At 39.9% G+C, this 20252-nt stretch carries 21 protein-coding genes and 1 other RNA gene; 17 read left to right on the forward strand and 5 right to left on the reverse strand.

All coding sequences use genetic code 11. From position 1 onward, the window contains the following. The first annotated feature begins 61 nt into the window (after positions 1 to 61). The 11 genes from OFO12_RS05810 to rnpB all read left to right on the forward strand — a co-directional run bounded on the left by OFO12_RS05810 (position 62) and on the right by rnpB (position 7299). Complete coding sequence (locus OFO12_RS05810) at positions 62 to 979, forward strand: hypothetical protein (RefSeq protein ID WP_270869805.1); 918 nt, start codon at positions 62 to 64, stop codon at positions 977 to 979. A 1-nt stretch (position 980) separates the two neighbouring features. Then, on the forward strand, positions 981 to 1130 hold the full coding sequence (locus OFO12_RS05815) for a hypothetical protein (RefSeq protein ID WP_270869806.1): 150 nt from the start codon (positions 981 to 983) through the stop codon (positions 1128 to 1130). Positions 1131 to 1254: 124 nt separating this feature from the next. Next, positions 1255 to 1479 carry a hypothetical protein gene (locus tag OFO12_RS05820; protein ID WP_270869807.1) on the forward strand — a complete coding sequence of 75 codons (225 nt, stop codon included), beginning with the start codon at positions 1255 to 1257 and terminating at the stop codon, positions 1477 to 1479. A gap of 95 nt (positions 1480 to 1574) precedes the next feature. Continuing rightward, complete coding sequence (locus OFO12_RS05825; RefSeq protein ID WP_270869808.1) at positions 1575 to 2063, forward strand: KdsC family phosphatase; 489 nt, start codon at positions 1575 to 1577, stop codon at positions 2061 to 2063. Then, positions 2054 to 2584, forward strand: a complete 531-nt coding sequence (lptC, locus tag OFO12_RS05830; RefSeq protein ID WP_270869809.1) for an LPS export ABC transporter periplasmic protein LptC — start codon at positions 2054 to 2056, stop codon at positions 2582 to 2584. Before OFO12_RS05825 ends, lptC begins: the two co-directional genes overlap by 10 nt. Further along, positions 2548 to 3063 carry a lipopolysaccharide transport periplasmic protein LptA gene (lptA, locus tag OFO12_RS05835; RefSeq protein ID WP_442868088.1) on the forward strand — a complete coding sequence of 172 codons (516 nt, stop codon included), beginning with the start codon at positions 2548 to 2550 and terminating at the stop codon, positions 3061 to 3063. Before lptC ends, lptA begins: the two co-directional genes overlap by 37 nt. Beyond that, entirely contained in the window at positions 3060 to 3698 is a 639-nt protein-coding gene (locus OFO12_RS05840) for a GTP-binding protein (protein WP_270859428.1), read from the forward strand. The genes lptA and OFO12_RS05840 overlap by 4 nt, the downstream gene beginning before the upstream one ends. Further along, positions 3695 to 4294, forward strand: a complete 600-nt coding sequence (locus tag OFO12_RS05845; protein WP_270866423.1) for a GNAT family N-acetyltransferase — start codon at positions 3695 to 3697, stop codon at positions 4292 to 4294. Before OFO12_RS05840 ends, OFO12_RS05845 begins: the two co-directional genes overlap by 4 nt. Next, the gene (locus OFO12_RS05850; protein WP_270859430.1) at positions 4261 to 4749 is read left to right on the forward strand and encodes a hypothetical protein; all 489 of its coding nucleotides are present in this window, start codon (positions 4261 to 4263) and stop codon (positions 4747 to 4749) included. The genes OFO12_RS05845 and OFO12_RS05850 overlap by 34 nt, the downstream gene beginning before the upstream one ends. Continuing rightward, positions 4746 to 6566, forward strand: a complete 1821-nt coding sequence (gene mrdA / locus OFO12_RS05855; protein ID WP_270869810.1) for a penicillin-binding protein 2 — start codon at positions 4746 to 4748, stop codon at positions 6564 to 6566. Before OFO12_RS05850 ends, mrdA begins: the two co-directional genes overlap by 4 nt. 406 nt (positions 6567 to 6972) lie before the next feature. Continuing rightward, an RNA gene (gene rnpB, locus OFO12_RS05860) (RNase P RNA component class A) lies at positions 6973 to 7299 on the forward strand. 386 nt (positions 7300 to 7685) lie between these two features. On the opposite strand, the gene OFO12_RS05865 is transcribed toward rnpB, so the two are convergent. Then, positions 7686 to 8063 carry a hypothetical protein gene (locus OFO12_RS05865; protein ID WP_270869811.1) on the reverse strand — a complete coding sequence of 126 codons (378 nt, stop codon included), beginning with the start codon at positions 8061 to 8063 and terminating at the stop codon, positions 7686 to 7688. Positions 8064 to 8191: 128 nt separating this feature from the next. After that, a complete protein-coding gene (gene rsmH / locus OFO12_RS05870) occupies positions 8192 to 9127 on the reverse strand; it encodes a 16S rRNA (cytosine(1402)-N(4))-methyltransferase RsmH (RefSeq protein WP_270869812.1) in 936 nt (311 codons plus the stop codon). Positions 9128 to 9190: 63 nt separating this feature from the next. On the opposite strand from rsmH, the gene OFO12_RS05875 reads away from it, so the two are divergent. From OFO12_RS05875 to OFO12_RS05895, 5 genes are all read left to right on the forward strand, one after another. Beyond that, positions 9191 to 9757, forward strand: coding sequence for a class II aldolase and adducin N-terminal domain-containing protein (locus OFO12_RS05875; protein WP_270859434.1), 567 nt, complete (start codon positions 9191 to 9193; stop codon positions 9755 to 9757). Positions 9758 to 9896: 139 nt separating this feature from the next. After that, positions 9897 to 11342 carry a peptidylprolyl isomerase gene (locus OFO12_RS05880; RefSeq protein WP_270869813.1) on the forward strand — a complete coding sequence of 482 codons (1446 nt, stop codon included), beginning with the start codon at positions 9897 to 9899 and terminating at the stop codon, positions 11340 to 11342. Next, entirely contained in the window at positions 11335 to 12714 is a 1380-nt protein-coding gene (ftsA, locus tag OFO12_RS05885) for a cell division protein FtsA (RefSeq protein ID WP_270869814.1), read from the forward strand. The genes OFO12_RS05880 and ftsA overlap by 8 nt, the downstream gene beginning before the upstream one ends. 20 nt (positions 12715 to 12734) lie before the next feature. Beyond that, complete coding sequence (gene ftsZ, locus OFO12_RS05890; protein ID WP_270869815.1) at positions 12735 to 13895, forward strand: cell division protein FtsZ; 1161 nt, start codon at positions 12735 to 12737, stop codon at positions 13893 to 13895. A 215-nt stretch (positions 13896 to 14110) separates the two neighbouring features. Further along, positions 14111 to 16294, forward strand: a complete 2184-nt coding sequence (locus tag OFO12_RS05895) for a TonB-dependent siderophore receptor (protein WP_270869816.1) — start codon at positions 14111 to 14113, stop codon at positions 16292 to 16294. Positions 16295 to 16363: 69 nt separating this feature from the next. On the opposite strand, the gene OFO12_RS05900 is transcribed toward OFO12_RS05895, so the two are convergent. Next, a complete protein-coding gene (locus tag OFO12_RS05900; protein ID WP_270866408.1) occupies positions 16364 to 16672 on the reverse strand; it encodes a heat shock protein transcriptional repressor HspR in 309 nt (102 codons plus the stop codon). 9 nt (positions 16673 to 16681) lie between these two features. Then, positions 16682 to 17569, reverse strand: a complete 888-nt coding sequence (locus tag OFO12_RS05905; protein ID WP_270869817.1) for a DnaJ C-terminal domain-containing protein — start codon at positions 17567 to 17569, stop codon at positions 16682 to 16684. A 167-nt stretch (positions 17570 to 17736) separates the two neighbouring features. Here OFO12_RS05905 and OFO12_RS05910 point away from each other — a divergent pair, with 167 nt between their 5' ends. Beyond that, positions 17737 to 19149, forward strand: a complete 1413-nt coding sequence (locus OFO12_RS05910) for a DegQ family serine endoprotease (RefSeq protein WP_270869818.1) — start codon at positions 17737 to 17739, stop codon at positions 19147 to 19149. Positions 19150 to 19264: 115 nt separating this feature from the next. Here OFO12_RS05910 and OFO12_RS05915 read toward each other — a convergent pair whose 3' ends face one another. Continuing rightward, a complete protein-coding gene (locus tag OFO12_RS05915) occupies positions 19265 to 20230 on the reverse strand; it encodes a methionine ABC transporter ATP-binding protein (protein WP_270869819.1) in 966 nt (321 codons plus the stop codon). Between the last annotated feature and the right edge of the window lie 22 nt (positions 20231 to 20252).

The following is a 20252-nucleotide window of genomic DNA, read 5'->3' on the forward strand; positions in this document are numbered from 1 at the left end:
GGCTTGGTTATAGAAAAGCGGGCAAAAAAAGTGGCGTAAATTTGAAATTTAAAGGAAAATTATGAAACACAAAATTTTAATTTTATTATTTTTGATTTTTGGTTTAAATACTATTCTGTTTGGGGAAAATTTGGATAATAATTTTAGTAAAAAAATCGAAAATTTAATTTTGAATTCTAGTTATTATGAAATCGTAGATTATTTTTCTAAAAACAAAGGAAATTTAAATTTAAATCATGAATTTTACGATAAAGATAGTATTCAATCTGAAATTTTATCTTATTTAAACTTTCGCTTTTTAAACGATAGTAATACGACTGAAAATAAAAAAATTTATGATTTTTTTATTGGTGCTGGACTAAATATTAACTCAAATTTTAGAGTAATAAAAAACGAAAAAGAACATTTTGTTTCAAATCTGATGAGTATATTATCTGGCTTTAAAAATGAAAAAAGACAAGTTGAACTCATTGATTATCTAATGTCAAAAGGGCTTGATATCAAAGCTCCGTGTTATTTCGACAATGAACGAGTAAATTTATATGCACCAGTCGTAGTGATAAGTGAAAATTTAACTCCAAAACTTCTAGAAATATTTGCAAAAAATAAAGTAAAACCACATAAAGCACTAGAATTACTTGCAAATTTATTGGTTGAAAAGAAAATGAATACTTTTATGCAAAACAAAGATATGTCTGGCTTTAAACACTTTTTAAAAAGCAAAAATTACCAACTTACAAGAGAAAAATACAAGGAATATATTCAAATAATTTTTCAAAATTATTCTATTGAGGATTTTGATGAGCAAGAATTGGCATTTATAATGAGTGTGTTTGTGGGTGCGGATGATACTGAATTTATAAAATTCGTAGCGGATGCTGGGCTTATAAAAAATGAAAAACTTCGCACAAAATATTTAAATAGCGCAAAAAATAATGGCGTAAGTCAAGAAACAATAAAAATTTTAGAAGGAGAATAAAATGGGAAAAATGTATGATGTAGAGGAAAATGAAAAGCTTTTCAAAAAAGCAAAACAAACAGCTGACTTTGCAGAAAAATTTAGCAAAAATCCTGCCGCTAAACTCCCACAGATTGCTTCAAAACTGCGTTTTATCGCAATAACAGATTAAAGAAAAATGAAATTTTTATGATTTCTACCGATGAATTATCTTTTTTTTGCAATGAGAATTGTAAAAATTATTTGCACAATCAATGGAATTTGCGCTAAAATTTAGCGAAATTTAAAGGATTAAAATGCAAAAAACTCTTGCTTTGGCATTTCTTGGATTTTTACCACTTTTATGGTTGATTTCGCTTTGTTTTGTGGTTTTTTATATCATAAAATTTGCGCGCACGCCGAATTTTGGCGACCAAAGAGCGTATTACAAAAGGCGAATAAAAAGTGCGCTTTGCATTTTTGCGATAATTTTGCCGATTTTGTTTTGTTTAGTTTATATTTTTTCGATTTTTATTTATTAACCAAAGCTTTAAAATTTTACTTTAAAATGGCTGTTTTATAAGCAAAATTTGGCTAAAATCATTAGCTTTTAAATTTACAAATTATGGGAAAATTTATGATAAAAATTATTTTTTTAGATGTCGATGGTTCGCTCACTGACGGCGCGCTGTATCACGCAGAGAGTGGCGAGACGATGAAGAGATTCGATGTCAAAGACGGCTTTGGGATCCAAGAGTGGCAAAGGTGCGGTCTTTACGCTGCCATAATCACAGGCAAAAGCTCGCAAATCGTGGCAAATAGGGCAAAAGAGCTTAAAATTCCTTTTGTTTTCCAGGGCGAAAAGGACAAATTCGGCAGAGCTAGCGAAATACTTGCGGAGCTCGGGCTCGATTTTAGCGAGGCTGCGGCGATTGGCGATGATTTAAACGACGCGAAACTGCTAAACGCTGTTGGCATGAGTTTTAAGCCAAGCGACGCGCTAAATTCGCTAAGGGCCCATTATACGCTAAATGCGCGTGGCGGGCACGGAGCGGTGCGCGAGATGATTGAAATTTTGGTCGATAAAAACAATATGCGAGAGATTTGGAACTCTAAATGGTTATAAAAATTTTCTATGTCGTAATCGCGATTTTTAGCGTCGCTATGGTATTTTTGAGCGTGCAAACTCCGTATTTTGAGGAGATGTTTAAGGAAAATTTAAATGTCTCAAATCTCGAAATGCAAGGCGTGAGAGATTATCAAGTGGGCGAGAAAATCACTGGCGAATTTAGAGCCAAAAACGGGATTCGCTACAAAGACCGCGATGAATTTTACGAATTTGACGCTGTGATTTTAGATGATATAAATCACACGATTAGCTCAAATTTAGCCGTTAAAAAGGGCAACGATATCAAATTTAGCGGTTCTGCGCATTACCGCAACAGCGACGAAATAGATTATAAATCCGAGCAAATCACCTACAATCTCAAAAACAAAATCGTTCGCTCAGATGTGCCATACACCCTCACTCAGGGCGAAAACAAAGTAACTGGTGAAAAAATCAGTTACGATACAAAAAATAAAAAAACAAACTCAAAAGGAATTCACGCATGGTATTACACGCAGGACAAAAATTCATCAAATTAGCGATTTTTTCATCACTTTTGGCTTGTATGAGCGCATTTGGCGCACCTGAGCTAGTCGAGGTTACGGCGGATAATTTTTTCGCTGACGAGGTCAAACAAATCAGCACCCTAACCGGCAATGTAAAGATAAAAAAAGGCTCTTATGATACGCTGACTTCGGATAAGGTTACGATTTATTTCGACGCCAAAAAGCAACCCACAAAATATGTCGCCACAGGAAATGCGAAATTTAAGGTGCTAGTAAATGACAAACACTACGACGGACAGGGCGCAGTGCTGACATACACGCCGGGAGTTGAGACATACACGCTCGAAGGAAACGCGCATTTGCACGAAACTGAGACCAAAAAAGAGGTCTTTGGCGAGCAGATTGTGGTCAATCGCACCAAAGGCACCTACGAGGTCAAATCTGCGCCAAATGGCGGTGCTGGCAAAAAGCCTGTGAGATTAATCTTTCAAGTAGAAGATCAGCAAAAATGATAAACATAAACGACGCGAAATTTATAACTTCCGCCGCAGGGATTGCCGATAGCCCAGAGTTTGCGATGAGCGAGGTGGCGTTTTTGGGGCGCTCAAATGTGGGCAAATCCAGCCTGATAAACGCTCTAACTCAGCGCAAGGGGCTAGCCAAATCAAGCTCGACGCCGGGCAAGACGCAACTTGTGAATTATTTCGAGGTAAAATTTGGGCAAAAATTTAGCGAAAATGAAAAATTTGATGAAGCTTTGGCAAATTTAGGCGAGAATTTTTCGCTTATGTTTGTGGATTTGCCGGGTTTTGGATACGCAAAAGTGTCGAAAAAAATGCACTATATCTGGCAGAAAAATTTGGACGAATTTATCAAAAACCGCCCAAATATCAAGCTTTTTGTCCATTTGATAGATTCACGCCAATTCGATTTGGATATTGATAGAAATTTGCGCGAGTATGTGGAGAGCTTTTTGCGGGGCGATCAGCAAATTTTGCGCCTTTACACGAAAGCTGACAAACTAAATCAAGCTGGGCGCGCAAAATTGCTTAAAAGCGATCCTGGCGCACTTTTTGTCTCGACGCTAAAAGGTTCTGGCATAGCCAAAGCGCGCGAATTAATCATAAAAAAGGCGTTTGGACTATGATAGTGCTAGAAAAACCGCGTCTGTGCGACATAGGCGCAATGCAAGAAATGATAAAAGCCGAAGTCGAAAGCGGTGTGATTTTGCCTAGAAGCGACGATGAGATCGCCACATATATTCGCTCATACACGCTAGCGTATGTCTGCGATGAGGCGTGCGCCAAGCCAGAAAACACTGAACCGAAATTTGATAGTGCAAATTTAGGGGCAAATTCTAGTGAAATTTCAAATCAAAATTCCCAAATTTGCGCCTCTTACACGCAGTATTTCGCCCAAAAACCACAAAACGCCGAGCTTGCAGGATATGCGTCTTTGAAAATTTTCAATGCAGATCTTGCAGAAATTCGCTCTTTTGTCGTTTCGCCGAAATTTCGCAGGCGAGGAATCGGCTCAAAAATCGTCAAAGCTTTATTAGACGAGGCGAAATTTTATGGCTTAAAAAATGTCTTTGCGCTAACTTATCAAAAGCATTTTTTCGAGCAAAACGGCTTTAAAGAAATCAGCAAAGACGAGCTTCCAGCCCAAAAAATTTGGGCAGATTGTATATCTTGCAAAAAGTTTCCAGTATGCAACGAAGTCGCGGTAATTTATACCTTATAGTCGATTTTGCCCTGAGTTTTGGCGTCGCGTTTTATCTGCTTTTAAGCGTGATGTATCGGGGACTGCCACCGCTTTTGGGGTTTTTTTTTGTGACTTTGGTGGTGCTGAAATTCGAGCATGAAAACAAATTTAAAAAATACAATTTCACTTACTATTTTGCGATTTTTTATCTATTTTGCGCCGAGCAAATTTACGGATTTAACCTATTTAGCATTGCGCTAGCTTACATTATTTTTTACACTTTTATCTACGAATTTAGCCTGCGAAATATCAAATTCCGCAACTTTTTGCTAGCTTTGTATGTGTTAATCGCTTATGCACTGATTTTGGGGGTAAATGGCGCGATTTCGTATATCAAAAAAGCTGACGCTATGAGTGTGGGAAGCGAGTATTTAAGCTATATCGTGGTCGATATTTTGCTTAGTTTGCTCTTTTTTAAGGGGCGATTTGTATGAGATTAAAATTCGTCTTTTTCTTTGTTTTGGCGTTTTTTACCATGCTTTTGGTTAGGGTGTATTATCTAGCTATCAAATCAAACGAATTTTACGAGCAAATCGCCAAAAACAATGTCGTCTCGACCGAGTATATCCCGCCTGTGAGGGGGCAGATACTAGACGCCAAAAACCGCCCACTAGCGATTAATAATATCGGATTTTCGCTTTTGATTGCGCCACATTTAAAAGATAGCGCGCTGGACGCTGAGCTAGCAAATATCAGCAAATATTTCGCGGATTTAAACACCACGCAAATGCGCAAAATTTACAAGGACGAAAACTCGGTTTATAACCAAAATTTTATCGAAGTCGTTAAATTTTTGGATTACAATGAAACAATCACGCATTTTGCGAATTTGAATCTGCACGAAAATATCCGTGTCGAGCCTGCTTCGCAACGCTACTATCCGCATAATCATCTCGCCTCACATATCATCGGCTATGTCGGACGCGCGAATAAAAAAGATATCAAATCTAACCCTCTCTCGGCCCTTACTGGATATAACGGCAGAAGCGGCGTGGAGGGGTATTATAATGAAATTTTACAGGGCAAAAGGGGCGAGCGCAAGACTAAGGTAACTGCGCTAAATGAGGTTGTCGAGGAGATTTCATACGAGGAGCCAAGCAGTAGCGAGATTTCGCTGACGATTGATTTGGAATTCCAAAAATATTTAGAAGAAATTTTCAAAGACAAAGACGGCGTGGCGATCGTGATTGATCTCAAAGACGGCGCAATACTGGGTGCTGGAAGCTTCCCTGAGTATAATCTAAACACCTTTGTGGGCGGAATTTCGCAAGCACAGTGGGACGAGCTAATCAAAGATCCGCGCCACCCATTTACAAACAAGCTCGTAAATGGCCTCTATCCGCCAGGCTCGGTAATCAAAATGGCTGTTGGAATGAGTTTTTTAAACAGTGGCAAGATAAATGAGAATTGGAGCGCGTTTTGCGGTGGTGCGATTGAGCTTGGAGGGCGCAGATTTAGGTGTTGGAGTAGTGGAGGGCACGGCAGAGTGAGCCTAGTGCAGGCTATCAAAAGTAGCTGTGATATATATTTTTACGAAGGTTCGCTGATCGTGGGGATTGATTATATGTCGGCTTACCTTAACCGCATGGGATATGGCGTGAAAACGGGCGTGGATTTGCCGAACGAATTCGTAGGCACCATGCCAAATAAGGCGTGGAAAATGCAGAAATTCAAACGCCCATGGTATCAAGGCGAGACCGTAAATGCCTCAATCGGTCAAGGCGATGTGCTAGTAACGCCTATGCAAGTAGCCAAAAACACAGCCCAAATCGCCACAGGCAAGGCGATAATCCCGCATTTTTTAAAGAGCATTGACGGCGAAGAGATTAGCTTTGAGCCGGGCGAGCTTTTCACCCCAGCGGAAAAAAACCAACTCCCGCTTGTAAGGCGCGGTATGTATGAGGTAGGAAACAACCCAAACGGCGGAACTGCGTATAAAATCATGAAAGACGCTGTCGTCCCGCTCGCGGTCAAAACAGGCACCGCGCAGGTCGTAGGACTATCGCAAAAGACAAACAAGCGCATAAAAGAGTCGCAAATGGATTATTTCCACCGCTCGCATGCGTGGATGACGAGTTTCGGCCCGTATGAAAACCCAAAATACGCCGTCACGGTGCTAGTCGAGCACGGAGGCGGTGGCGGAAGCGCGGCAGGTCCTGTGGTGAAAAAAATCTTTGAAAAACTCGTGGATATGGGCTATATCGACGCAAACGCCACGACAAATTCTACGCAAAATTCAAAGAAAAAGTAGAATTAAAATTTCAAATTTCTTGCTGATGCAATCCTTAAACACTGCGCCGAAATTTTGCCATAAGTGTCATTGCGAGAATTTTGCGTAGCAAAATTCGTGGCAATCTACAAAGTTTAAATTAAGAGCGGGGCAAATGGCAGAATTTCGCAGAATTCTAAAATTTAAATTTTTTTGAAATTTTACTGGATTGCTTCGTCGCTTCGCTCCTCGCAATGACAAATCAAACAAAATTTGCCCTAAGTGTCATTGCGAGGAAAGGCGTAGCCTTGACGAAGCAATCTACAAAGTTTAAATTAAAAGTCAGGCAAATGGCAGAATTTCGCAGAATTTTGAATTTTAAAATTTTATGCGCATAGCCCAAATTTGGCGTTTGTGAAATTTAAGCATAAAAGGCTATAATTGCGCTTCGGCGTGGCGAGCGGTCGCTTGTGATAAACAAGAGGAAAGTCCGAGCTGCAATAAGACAGAGTTGCGTCTAACGGACGCCGTGGGAAACCATAGGGAAAGTGCAACAGAAAGCAAACCGCCATAGCGTTCGCGCTATGGTAAGGGTGAAAGGGCGGGGTAAGAGCCCACCGCGCGCATGGAGACATGGGCGGCAGTGCAAACCCAACTCGCAGCAAGAATAGAAGGTAAGGTCTTATGAGATACTATTCGCTAGAACTGGTTTGCAAAAACCAGTGTAGATAAATGACCGCACAGACAGAACTCGGCTTATAGCCACGCCTTTTTCTTCCATTTTTGTAAAAATTTCATAATAGCAGTAGTTGTAGTTAAATTTGTCATTGTGAGCAAAGCGAAGCAATCTACGAGTGTAAAATTTAGAGTTGGTTTATTTGCTAAAATTTTGAAATTTATGGAATTTTATAAAATTTGCGAATTTATTGTTCGGTGATTTTGGCTCGTGGATTGCCACGAATTTTGCTAACGCAAAATTCTCGCAATGACAGATTAAAGGCTATGGAATTTTTCTGGATTGCTTCGCTATGCTCGCAATGACAGATTAAATGACAAATCAAAATTTCGGGGCAGTGTTTTAAACTTGCGGTAGCGAAATAAATTTAAAATTAATCACATAAATTTTTTGTTAGTTAGTGCGTTAGTTGGCCAAAATTGGCGTTAGTTTGGTTTGTCATCGAGATTGACGGCGTCGATGATCTCTTTTTTGAAGCGCAAAAACTCGATATTGTTTTTAAGCGCGCGGTTTTCTTCGAGTAGGACCTCGTGTTTGGTGCGAAGCTCTGCGATGTCGCGCGAAATGTAGTAAATCTCGTTTCGGATAAAAATCGCCGGCACGGTTAGCAAAAACACGAACATCATCACCAAATAGGTCATCAAAAGTTTGTTTAAGGATAAATTTACCTCTTTGAAATTTGTGGTTTGGTAGTTTTGCAAAATTTGGTTTTGTTCGTCGCTGATATATTCGCTCGTCTTGGGCGCGGATTTGGTCTTGTTTGGGACGGAATTATTTATGATAAAATCATATTCGTTATTCAAAATTTTCTCCATTTAAATTTTAAAATTTTCAAAATTCGAAAAATTATAAGTAAAATTTAGCATAATATTTTACACAAAATTTTGCTTATAATTTTTAATAAAATTTTACTTAAATAGCCTAAATTTGGCTATTTTATCTGAAAAATTCTCAGCTTTGCACTGCTTGCGCGAGAATTTTGCGCTAGCTCTTCACTGCTAGCGGTGATTGGCTTTTTGCTTATGATTTTGCCTAGATTGTGGTTAGCTCCACACTCGCATTTTAGTGCAAATTCTGGGCAAATACACGCTTTTTCCCACTCTTTAAAACGCGTTTTTACGATACGATCTTCGAGCGAGTGAAAGGAGATTATAGCAATTTTTGCATTAGTTAAGACTTTATTTTTTGCTTTTTGTTCGATTAAATTTAAAAGCTCGCCAAGCTCGCCAAGTTCGTTATTTACCTCTATTCTGATTGCCTGAAATGCGAGGATTGCTGGGCTTACGCTTCTGTTTTTGGCGGGTTTAGTGCCAATGATTTGCGCCAAATCTTTTGCGCTCGTAATAGGTGAGAGTTTGCGTGCTTGGATAATTTTTTCAGCGATTTGATATGCGTTTGGTAGCTCGCCATATTCGCGCAAAATCCGTGCAAGCTCATCTTTTGTATAATTATTTACTATAAACTTCGCGTCTTTTGAGCAGGAGCTGTCCATACGCATATCTAGCTCGTCGCTTCCTAGCCCAAAACCCCGCTCGTTTTTGTCGATTTGAAGCGATGAAACGCCGATATCAGCTAAAATTCCCCTTATGTTTTTTATCTTTTCATCTGGCAAAATTTTTAAAATTTCACTAAATTTTGCCTTATGGATTTGCACGCGATCTTTGAAATTTTCTAGCCTTTTACTTGAAAAATTTATCGCTTCATCATCTCTATCACATGCGATTAAATGGACATTTGGTAGGCTTTGTAAGATACCTTGGCTATGTCCTGCGTATCCTAGGGTGCAATCAAGTATGTAGCCACTCTGGGTGTCCGAAAATGCGCTAAGTGTTTCGTTAAACAAAACTGGAATATGAGGAATTTGCAAACTTAATCCTTTTAAAATTTCTAGTTTAGTATAATAGCGCATTTTTTAGGTAAAAGGTAAAAAATGGACGAGTATTATTACGAAATTTTGCGTAGAATTTCGCTTTCGATGTTTAGAAAGGAGCTTTTTGGCATTTTTCACGGCTCGATTTCAGCCAAAGTTAAGGATAATCAATTCATTATCAATAAAAAAAATGCCATTTTTGACAGCCTAGGCTTGGACGATTTCGTGGCGTTGTTTGCCAAAAAGGACTATCGCTGGGAAGAGGCGAGTATAGATAGTGATATACATTTAAATATATATAAAAATATTAAAGAAGCCAAATTCGTTGCTTATGCTATGCCGCCGTATTTGCTTGCATATACCTTAGAACACGACTTTATCATACCGCGTGATTATTATGGTGCAACTATCATAAAACGGCTTGAAATTTATGATCCGAAAAATTACGATGATTGGCACGATAGGGCACCGCACGAAATTTACAATTATATGATGAGTGAAAATAGTGATATCATCGTGGTTAGGGGATATGGCGTGTTTGCGTATGCCAGAAGCGCACAGAGCCTTGCGAAAAAAATCGCGGTTTTGGAAAATAGTTGCAAAATGCTTTTATTAAACCATAATTAACTTTTTTGTAAAAAAATGTTACTAACGCGTTATAAAATGACAAAAATGCCTATTTTTCAGTGTTACATAAGGTTTTTATCTGTATAATACTAACACATTTTGTTAGTTGATTAAAGGGAAATAATTTATGATCAATTGGATGCAAAAGCATAAAAAGTCGCTCATACCTACTATCTGGATTAGCACGATAGCTTTCGTCGGTGCTGGTTTTGTGGGCTGGGGCGCGTATGATATGAACGCAAACAGAGCTGGTTCTATCGCCAAAGTAGGACAAATTTCTGTTACTAACCAAGAACTAAATACGAAATATTCTGAGCTTTACAATCGTCTTTATAGCATGAGTGACGGCAGATTTACTAGGGAGCAAGCCGATCAAATGCGCCTAGACGAAATCGCTGCAAACGAGCTTATAAAAGAGGCGTATTTTTTAAATTTTGCTAACGATTTGGGGCTAAGGGCTACGGAAAAAGATGTGGCCCAGTTTGTGGTAAATGCGCCAGCCTTCCAAGAAAATGGCGTTTTTAATCAGACTTTATACGATAACAGCGTCAAAAATTCAGGTCTTACCAAAAAAGAATTTGAGCGAAATTTACAAAAAGCAATCACGCTAGAAAAGCTTAGTGACGCGATAAAAGTCGTGCCAAATATGGATATCGTCGAGGCTATCACAGCCTCTGGTTTGGTGCAAGATAGCGTGCAAGCACAGATGATTTACGCTGATGATAATGTCAGTTTTAGCGACGATGAGTTAAAGAAATTTTGGGAGGGGCAAAAAGATCACTATATGAGTGAGAAAAAATACACCCTAAATACATACTTTATGCCGACTAACATGGCAGAGGTTAGTGACGCCGAGTTGGAAAAATTTTATAACGAAAATCGCTCAGCATATCGTGGAAGCGATGATAAGGTGTTAGATTTCGCCGCAGCAAAAGATAGTGTGATTAAGGATTTTAGCCTCGATCAAGCCAAAAAAACAGCGCTAAAAAAATATTTGGAAATCAAAAAAGGCGAAGCTGACACCAATGAAACCATTATCGCCACGCCTAGCACATTTCCTGTGGGTGAGCTTGGAGAGGCTAAGGTCGGCGAGATTTTAAAACCTTTTGCTTACAATGACGGAAATTTAATCGTAAAAATCGCTAGCATAGACGAGCCAAAACCTCTTAGTTTCGAAGAGGCAAAAGAGTTAGCGGCGGCTGATTACCGCGTGGTTAGGGCTAGCGAGGTTTTAAACGAAAATGCGCAAAACGCACTTAAAGATTTCAAAGGAACCCAATTTGGCAAATTTACGCTAAATTCACAAAATACAACTTCACTTAGAGATGATGAATTTTATAAATTTATCAGCGAAATGTTTTCTAAACCTGCCAAAGAGGGCGTTGTGCTTTTTGACGATAAGGCTTTGGTCTATAAAATCACAGAACAAAGCTTAGGCGATGATACTAGCATAAACGAAAACAAATCTATGGTAGCGCAAAAAATCGACGGTATGATAAATTCAAATCTCCAAGGCGATTTGTTAAAACTTCTTGAAAAGCGTTATAAACTCGAAAGATATTATAAAGGTAGAGATAGTGAGTGAGTATATCTTAGGCTTAGACATCGGGTCTAACAAAATTCGTGCTTTAATAGCCAAAAATGACGGCGAGTTGAGCATTAGCGGAGTAGGTGTAGCTGATACCTTAGGTATAAAAAAGGGTGTGATTACTAACATCGAGCAGGCTGCTAGCTCAATCAAACAAGCTGTAAAAGGTGCTATCAAAAGTGCTGGTCGCAACTACGATAGAGCGGTGGTTTCGATATCTGGTTCGTATGCCAAAAGTGTCAAATCGCGTGGCGTAATCACTATGGAGCGCGAGATCGGTATCCACGAGATAGATCGTGCTATGAAGGTAGCCCAAGCGCAAGCCAATGTTCCGAACGATTATACTATTTTGCATGTGCTTCCTTATGATTTTAAAATCGACGAGCAAGAGCATATAGAAGATCCTCTTGGCATGAGTGGATCGAGGCTAGAAGTATCAGTTCATATCATAATCGCTCCAAAAAGCTCAATCCAAAATTTGAAAAAATCAGTAGAAATGGCAGGGGTAAAGGTTAGCAATATAGTCTTATCTGGCTATGCCTCATCTATTTCTACGCTAACAAAAGATGAAAAAGAGTTAGGCGTGGTGCTTATAGATATGGGTGGAGCGACTTGCGATGTGGTTATTCACCTGGGCAATTCGTTGCGTTATAACGATGTGGTTATGTTAGGTTCGAATAACATCACTAACGACCTTTCTCGTGCGCTTCACACACCGTTACCTTATGCAGAAAATATTAAAATCACATATAATGATTTGATAAATGAGGGCGACAGCGAGGTAAATTTGCCTATCATGGGCGAAAGGGAAGATGAGAGCAAGTTGATTTCCCTTGAAATTATTTCGCAAGTAATATTAGCAAGAGTTAAGGAAATATTCGATCTTTTGGCCGATAAAATCGATAAAAGTGGCTACAAAGACAGGCTTGGCGCTGGCGTAGTCATCACTGGCGGTATGGCTAAGCTAGATGATGTCAGAGACTTAGGCACTATGGTTTTTGATAACATATCTGTTAGAGTGGCTAGACCAAAGAGCGTTAGTGGGCTTTCTGAGATTTCTTATGATAGTGCTAATGCTTGTGCGGTTGGACTTTGTATGTATGGATTTGGCGATTTTACGCCGTATGAGATTGATTCTAACGGCGAGCTTCGTTACAAAGATGAAACTATAAAAATCTCTACGAGCAGAGAGAGTTCGACATATTATGAAAAAGAAGTAACACAAGCGATAGAAACAGAAGAAGTAAAAAGCAGTGTTGCTAACACTAACACTACGGCAAATAACGGCGGGCTTGGCATTGGGCTTCCAGAGAAAAAGAAGCCAAATATGTTTGAAAAATTTATGACAATGATAAAAAATAGCTTTTAAATTTAATAGAGGAGATTGCAATGAAAGGATTTATTGTGGAAGAAAACAAAGGTGTTTATGGCGCCAAAATGAAAGTAATCGGCGTCGGCGGCGGCGGTTGCAATATGATTAATCATATGATTAGAGAGGGTTTTACTAAGGCTGATGTCGAGCTTATGGTAGCTAACACAGATGTTCAAGCACTAGAAAAATCAATCGCAAAAACTAGAATTCAACTTGGACCAAATTTAACCAGAGGGCTTGGTTGCGGTATGGATCCTACTATGGGTCGTGGCGCTGCTGAGGAGAGCTATGAGGATCTAAAAGATCGCCTAGATTACGCTGATATGGTCTTTGTAGGCTCTGGTTTTGGCGGTGGCACAGGCACTGGCGCGGCTCCAATCGTAGCAAAAGCTGCTAAGGAGAAAAAGGCCTTAACAATCGGTATCGTTACAACTCCGTTTGATTTCGAGGGTAAAAAACGCATGCGCCTAGCGCAAGAGGGCTTAGAAGAGCTTAAAAAAGAGTGCGATTCTGTAATCGTAATCCCAAATCAAAATTTGTTGAAAATCATTGATAAAAAAACAGGTATCAAAGAGGCTTACAAAAAGGTCGATAATGTCCTAGCACAAGCTGTAAATGGTATGATTTCTGTGATTTTAGAATCAGGTGATAGCGATATGAATGTGGATTACGCTGATGTTCGCAAGGTAATGCAACACCGCGGTATGGCGCTAATGGGCACAGGTGTATGCGACGGCGAGGACGCGGCAGAGGAAGCGATAAAAGCAGCTATTCAATCACCACTACTTGATAATGTTTCAATCAACGGCGCACAAGGCGTTTTGGTTCATTTCAAAATTTCACCTGATTGCTCGCTTATCGAAATCGAGTGCGCTATGAATATCATCAGAGAGGCTGTCAGCGAGGACGCGGATATAATCTTTGGAACGACAACAGATGATAGTATCGAAAACAACCGCGTAGAGGTTACTCTGATAGCTACTGGCTTCGAAAAGAGCGCAGCTGAAAAAAAGCAAGTAACTAAACAAAGCGTCGCTGATAGCAGACAAGCTATTATAGAAAGCTACGCTAGAACCTCATTTTTCGCTAAACAAAAAGTAGCTAGTGGCGATTTCAACGGCGATGAAACTTATGATGAGTTAGAAGAGCCGACATTTTTACGCAAACAAATGGATTAATAATCCTTAAAAGCAATTCTTCTATTATCGGTGCGCACCCCGCGCACCGGTTTTTATATTTTATTACTTAGTTTATTTGTATTATTTTAAAATTTCAAATTTTTGTTTTTTATACTTATGTATTTTTGCTTACATATTTAAATTAAAATTTATTATCAATTTAGTATAATTCCCCGCTTTTAAAATTTCAATAATCATTATTATAAGGGAATATTATGAAATACAGTTTGCCTTGTATTTTAGCTATTTCGTTGCCTTGTTTGGTTGTCGCTGATGAGCTTGCACCTATTGTGGTTATAGACAATGTGGATGATAATTCAAGCTATACGGTTAGTTCGACCAGCGTTTCTACTGGACTTGATTTGAGTTTAAAACAAACTCCACAATCTGTTAGCGTTCTAACATCAAAGCGCATAAAAGATCAAAATTTAAAAAATCTCGATGACGCTATGAAAAATATCACAGGCGTTACAGCCTTGCAATACCAAGGACAAAGCCAGTATATGAGCAGGGGTTTTGTCATGGAAAATATCCAAACTAACGGCGTTAGTAAAACTGACACCGCTAGTAAAACCGGATCAATCGAGGTCGCTACCGCGCCAAATAACCTAGCCAAATATGAAAGAGTGGAGGTTGTCAGGGGAGCAAGCGGACTTATGCAAAATACAGGCGAACCAGGCGGTGTAATAAATTTAATCCACAAAAGAGCGACTAGGGATTTCGCGCTAGGCGTGGATTTGAGTGCCAGTAGGTGGAATAATTATGGCGCGACACTTGATCTTGGTGGTCCGATAGCAAAAGATGGCGCACTTCGCGGTAGATTTGTGGCTGATTTTAACACGGGCGATTCTTTTGTGGATTATGTCAAAAACGAAAATGTAATGCTCTATGGAATTTTGGAGTATGATTTTAGCGATTATACGACCGGTTTTGTAGGGTATAGCTACGACTGGGTTGATAACAATCCTAATTGGAGTGGTGTGCCTCTTAGCGTAGATGGTTTGGATTTGGGGCTTTCTAGATCGACATATTTTGGGGCTGATTGGAACAGGGCTGTGTATAGGACGCATGAAATTTTCGCTGGTTTGGAGCATAATTTCAACGACGATTGGAAAGGCGCGATCAATTTCAACCACACCCGTTCAAACGCCCAAAAGAAATTTAGCTATCTCTACACAGGCGGTTTTAACGGCCTTGATGATAGCGGAATACTACCTAGCAATCCAAAGTATAATTACGACAATGATTCAAAGCAAGTTGGTGTCAATGCCAAGCTAAATGGCAAATATGAGGCGTTTGGTAGAGGGCATGAGCTAATGCTTACTTATGATTACACGAACGAAAATATGAATAATAAACGAAAAATGTTCGCTGCTGATTCTAGCGTAACATACAACGCCTTTAATTTCCATGCTTCGCAAATTTTAGAGCCTGATTGGTCAAACCCGCAAAGGTATAATAACTACAAATACAAAATAATCCAACAAGGCGCAGCGATTGCGAATAATTTTGAAATTTTCGAGCCTTTGCATTTGATTTTGGGTGCAAGATACAGTATGTATAAATTCGAAGAAAATTATTACAATCTACTAACAAACGAACATACATATAGTGATAAATTTTTCAAAGGTGGGCAAGTAACGCCGTTTGCTGGACTAACATTTGATATCAATGATAATTTTACTTGGTATGCTAGTTATTCTGACATTTACAAGCCTACTTATAGCACTGATATAAATGGTGATTTCTTGGATCCCACAGAGGGGCATAACTATGAAACTGGCATAAAAGCGGCGTTTTTCGATGATAGATTAAATGCAAATTTATCATTTTATAGAATTACGCAAAAAAATCGCCCTGTTTATATAGCTGGAATTCCAAATAATTATGGTGGAATTGGCTATTCTGAAAATGGTGGCGAGGTGCTTAGCAAGGGTTTGGAATTTGAAATTAGTGGCGAGGTTAGCGATGATTTACATATTTTCGCTGGCTATACATACAATAAAAACTACTATAAAAAGAGCGAAAGCGACGCAAATCCAGCAAACCAACAAGGTCATAGTTTTAGGTCATTTGCACCAAAACACATTTTTAGAGCCTACGCGGATTACACACTGCCTGGGGTTTTGCATGATTTTAGCCTAGGTCTTGGCGTAAAAGCCCAAAGTGATACCGTAAGGTATAGAAATAACAATGTTGAAGAAATCAGACACCCAGGATATGTTACTTGGGACGCGGCGATAAATTACAAACCAACCCAAAATGTAAAGGTTAGCTTGATTGCTGAAAATCTCTTTGACAAACGCTACTACACAGATTATGACTCATTTCACAAAGGCGGATTTAACTACTACGGCGAACCGCTAAATGTAACATTGAAGCTAAGCTATACTTATTAATTTCATTTGAGAGGGAGCCAAAACGGCTTCCTTTTTAAATTTGAACTAAATTCCAAATTTCGCTAAATTTCAAATCTCCCCGCCGAGTTCTAAAATCTTCCCGCGCAAAATTTCGATCTCTTTTTCATATTCGCTGATTTGATCTTGCAGTCTAAAAATCACATCCACGCCCGCTAAATTCACGCCGAGCTCCTTTGTGAGATTTACTATCATACGGATTTTATCCATATCGCGCGCCGAATACAGCCTCATTTTGCCGTCCGTTCTACCCGGCTTGACTAGCCCCTCACGCTCGTATTGGCGCAGGGTTTGGGGGTGGATATCTAGCACCTTGGCTACGATTGAGATTAGATAAACCGGCTCGTCATAATCGTGCATATTCTCTCCTTATAAGTTTTCTAATGCCTCGCGAACTTCGTCGCTTAGGCTATCGGCGTCCGGCAAGACGATATTTACTACGGCGTAGAGGTCGCCTAAAATTTTGGTTTTGCGGTTTTGCACGCCATAGCCTTTGAGGCGGTATTTTTGGCCGTTTTTGGTGTTTTTGCTGATTTTAATCGTGGCTGTTTTTTTGGGTGTGGCGACCTCGATTTTGCCACCAAAAAGCGCAGTTTTTAGCGGGACATCGATTTTTTTGCTCAAATCATCGCCGTTGCGCTCATACTCAGCACTTGGCGAAATTTTAATCTCCAAAATCAAATCTCCGCTTTGCTCGCCGTTTGAGTTGCCTTTGCCCCTAATGCGCAGTTTCTCGCCTGTGTTGATCCCCGCTGGGACCTTGAATTTCACATTTTCGCCACCTAAATTTATACTCATTTCTCCGCCATTTATCGCGGTGTCAAAGGGGATTTCGATCGCGCTGTGTTTGTCTAAATCCGCGCCAAATCCGCCACTAAACCCAGCGCCGAATCCAAACGGATTAAATCCGCCACCAAAATCAAAGCCCCCGCGTGAGCCCTTCGCGCCAGAAAATCCGCCAAAAATGCTGTTTAAAATGTCGTTTAAATCGCCCATGCCAGCCGAACCCTTGGCGAAATCGTGGAAATTTTGACCGCCAAACATAGAATCGCCGTATTGGTCATACTGAGCGCGTTTTTTCTCATCACTTAAAATTTCATACGCTGCGTTGATTTCTTTGAATTTCTCCTCTGCGCCAGGATCTTTGTTGATATCTGGGTGATACTTTCTAGCGAGCCTGCGATAGGCTTTTTTAATCTCGTCAGCACTGGCAGATTTGCTAATGCCGAGAGTCTCATAAAGGCTAGAATTTGCCATTTTACCTTCCTTTTTTTGTCTAAATTTTATATTGATTATATCATAAAAGTTTAGTCTATGTCAATCAAGTTTAATATATTTTGTTTATAAATCTTGTAATTACATTAAACAAATATTAGCCCTAGAAATTTATAATTGCACGAAAATTTTATTCAAAAGGAATTTAAATGAAAAAAACCATTTTGCTATCTTTGGCACTTAGCGCTTCGCTTTTTGGCGCGAGTATTGATATCAGCGAGGCTGGGGCGAAATTCGATCGTGTAAATCCTGAGTTTAGCAAGGATGTCGTTCTCTCATACCACAGCTCGATTGCCGAGGCGAAAAAATCTGTCGTCAATATCTCGACCAAATCAAAACACAAAGTCGCAAACAATCCAATGGCGGAGATGTTTAACGATCCGTTTTTTAAGCAATTTTTCGATTTTAACCTGCCTAGACAAGAGCGCGAGGTCAGCTCTTTGGGATCTGGCGTGATTATCTCAGATGACGGATATATCGTCACAAATAACCATGTCGTCGAAAATGCCGATGAAATCGTAGTCACACTGCTCGATAATGACAAAGAGTATAAAGCCAAGGTCGTAGGAACGGATTCGAAAACCGATTTGGCGATTATCAAAATTGAGGAAAAAAGGCTATCCGCGATTAAATTTGCTGATTCGTCAAAAGCTGTGGAGGGCGATATAGTGTTTGCTATCGGAAATCCGTTTGGCGTGGGTGGCACGATTACGCAAGGAATCGTCTCTGCGCTAAATAAAAACAATATCGGGCTTAATCAATACGAAAATTTTATCCAAACAGACGCTTCGATAAATCCTGGCAACTCAGGCGGTGCGTTAGTCGATAGCCGTGGCGCGCTCATTGGTATAAATTCGGCGATTTTAAGCAGAAGTGGCGGAAACAACGGCATCGGATTTGCAATCCCGTCAAATATGGTCAAAGATATCGCCAAAAAGCTCATTAGCGACGGCAAAATCGAGCGCGGATATATCGGCGTAACGATTAGCGATATGTCAAAAGAGCAAAAAGAGATTTACAATAGCAAAGAAGGCGCGCTGATTTCGAGCGTGGAAGAGGGCTTGCCAGCGGATAAAGCAGGCATTAAAAGGGGCGATTTGATTATAAAAGTCGATGACAAACCTGTCAAAAACGCAAACGAGCTTAAAAATTTGGTCGGCTCGATGAATCCGGGTAGCAAGGTCGAAATCGAGTTCGAGCGCGACGGCAAAAACCAAAAAGTAACCCTCAAACTAGATAGCATGGATAAATCATCTAACGCTGGCAGCTCAAATGTCGATGAGGGCGCATTAGAGGGGCTAAGCCTTAAAAACCTAGATGATGAAATTCGCTCAAAATATGCGCTAAATAAAGATCTAAAAGGCGCAATCGTAACAAATGTAAAAGCTGATTCAAAAGCTAGTGAGTATGGGTTTAGAAAGGGCGATATAATTATCCAAATCGGTCAAAACGATGTCGAAAATATCGATGATTTTAATAAATATATAAAAGCCTATAAAGGCAAAAAAGTCCTAGTTTGGGTTATTAGAAACGGTATCCCACAAGGGCTAGTAATCCGCTAAATTTGGCAAATTTGGCAGGGCTTAGGCTTTGCCAAATTTTCACTTGGTGAAGTCAAATTTCAAACGACTTCGCCGATTTTATTTTTTAATTTTAATTATAATTTTTTGGGAAAAATTATTTCTTCTCCACGATTTCGTAAATCACGCCCTTTTCGCTGATATATTTCTCCACGGCTTCGAGTTGGGTTGGTAGGACATTTATCACGAGCGAGCCCACGACGCTTTTATCCAGGCGCTCTAACTTACCCCAGACGATATTGAAATTTATCCCAAGCTCGTGCGCCATGTGCGTGATAATGCTATCAAATGCGACATCTGGCGGGAAAAACAGCCTTACATTTATATTATTTGGTGGTAGCACTTCCTCTTCGCCTAGGAATTCCTTCATATGTTCATCAGGGTGCAAAAACAGCTCCACGATATCGCCAGAGCCCACGACGACGCCGTGTTTTAGGAGCATGGCGCGGTTGGCTATGCTTTTGACGACCTCCATTTCGTGCGTTACCAAAACTATCGTAATGCCAAGCGAGCGGTTGATTTCTTTAAGCAAATTTAAAATTTGCGTCGTGGTGTTTGGATCGAGCGCAGATGTCGCCTCGTCGCTAAGTAAAATTTGCGGTTTTAGCGCCAATGCCCTAGCAATGGCTACTCTTTGCTTTTGACCACCGCTAAGCTCGCTAGGATAGGCGTTTGCTTTGTCTTTGAGGCCGACTAGTTCGAGCAGTTCGGCCACGCGCTCTTTAATGTAGCCTTCTTCAAATTTCCAAAACCTAAGCGGTGTGGCGACATTTTCGGCGACCGTTTTTCGGCTCATCAGCGCGAAATGTTGAAAAATCATACCGATATTTTTGCGAAATTCGCGCACTTCATCGCCTTTTAAATCCGCCACCTCTTTGCCAGCGACTTTTAGACTGCCACTTTGGTAATTTTCTAATCCGTTTATACAGCGAAGTAGGGTGCTTTTGCCTGCGCCACTTTGTCCTACGATAGCGAAAATTTCGCCTTTTTTGATCTCGGCGCTGACACCTTTTATGATTTCGGATTTTCCGAAACTTTTATGCAAATTTTCGATTTTTATCACTAAATTTCCTTTATTTTTTCTA

It is taken from the genome of Campylobacter sp. JMF_04 NA10 (assembly GCF_027737655.1).
Taxonomy (GTDB): domain Bacteria; phylum Campylobacterota; class Campylobacteria; order Campylobacterales; family Campylobacteraceae; genus Campylobacter_B.

Coding starts and splice junctions, on each gene's coding strand:
- OFO12_RS05810 (WP_270869805.1), top strand. CDS start 62: ATGAAACACAAAATTTTAATTTTATTATTTTTGATTTTTGGTTTAAAT.
- OFO12_RS05815 (WP_270869806.1), top strand. CDS start 981: ATGGGAAAAATGTATGATGTAGAGGAAAATGAAAAGCTTTTCAAAAAA.
- OFO12_RS05820 (WP_270869807.1), top strand. CDS start 1,255: ATGCAAAAAACTCTTGCTTTGGCATTTCTTGGATTTTTACCACTTTTA.
- OFO12_RS05825 (WP_270869808.1), top strand. CDS start 1,575: ATGATAAAAATTATTTTTTTAGATGTCGATGGTTCGCTCACTGACGGC.
- lptC (WP_270869809.1), top strand. CDS start 2,054: ATGGTTATAAAAATTTTCTATGTCGTAATCGCGATTTTTAGCGTCGCT.
- lptA (WP_442868088.1), top strand. CDS start 2,548: ATGGTATTACACGCAGGACAAAAATTCATCAAATTAGCGATTTTTTCA.
- OFO12_RS05840 (WP_270859428.1), top strand. CDS start 3,060: ATGATAAACATAAACGACGCGAAATTTATAACTTCCGCCGCAGGGATT.
- OFO12_RS05845 (WP_270866423.1), top strand. CDS start 3,695: ATGATAGTGCTAGAAAAACCGCGTCTGTGCGACATAGGCGCAATGCAA.
- OFO12_RS05850 (WP_270859430.1), top strand. CDS start 4,261: ATGCAACGAAGTCGCGGTAATTTATACCTTATAGTCGATTTTGCCCTG.
- mrdA (WP_270869810.1), top strand. CDS start 4,746: ATGAGATTAAAATTCGTCTTTTTCTTTGTTTTGGCGTTTTTTACCATG.
- OFO12_RS05875 (WP_270859434.1), top strand. CDS start 9,191: ATGGACGAGTATTATTACGAAATTTTGCGTAGAATTTCGCTTTCGATG.
- OFO12_RS05880 (WP_270869813.1), top strand. CDS start 9,897: ATGCAAAAGCATAAAAAGTCGCTCATACCTACTATCTGGATTAGCACG.
- ftsZ (WP_270869815.1), top strand. CDS start 12,735: ATGAAAGGATTTATTGTGGAAGAAAACAAAGGTGTTTATGGCGCCAAA.
- OFO12_RS05895 (WP_270869816.1), top strand. CDS start 14,111: ATGAAATACAGTTTGCCTTGTATTTTAGCTATTTCGTTGCCTTGTTTG.
- OFO12_RS05900 (WP_270866408.1), bottom strand. CDS start 16,672: ATGCACGATTATGACGAGCCGGTTTATCTAATCTCAATCGTAGCCAAG.
- OFO12_RS05905 (WP_270869817.1), bottom strand. CDS start 17,569: ATGGCAAATTCTAGCCTTTATGAGACTCTCGGCATTAGCAAATCTGCC.
- OFO12_RS05910 (WP_270869818.1), top strand. CDS start 17,737: ATGAAAAAAACCATTTTGCTATCTTTGGCACTTAGCGCTTCGCTTTTT.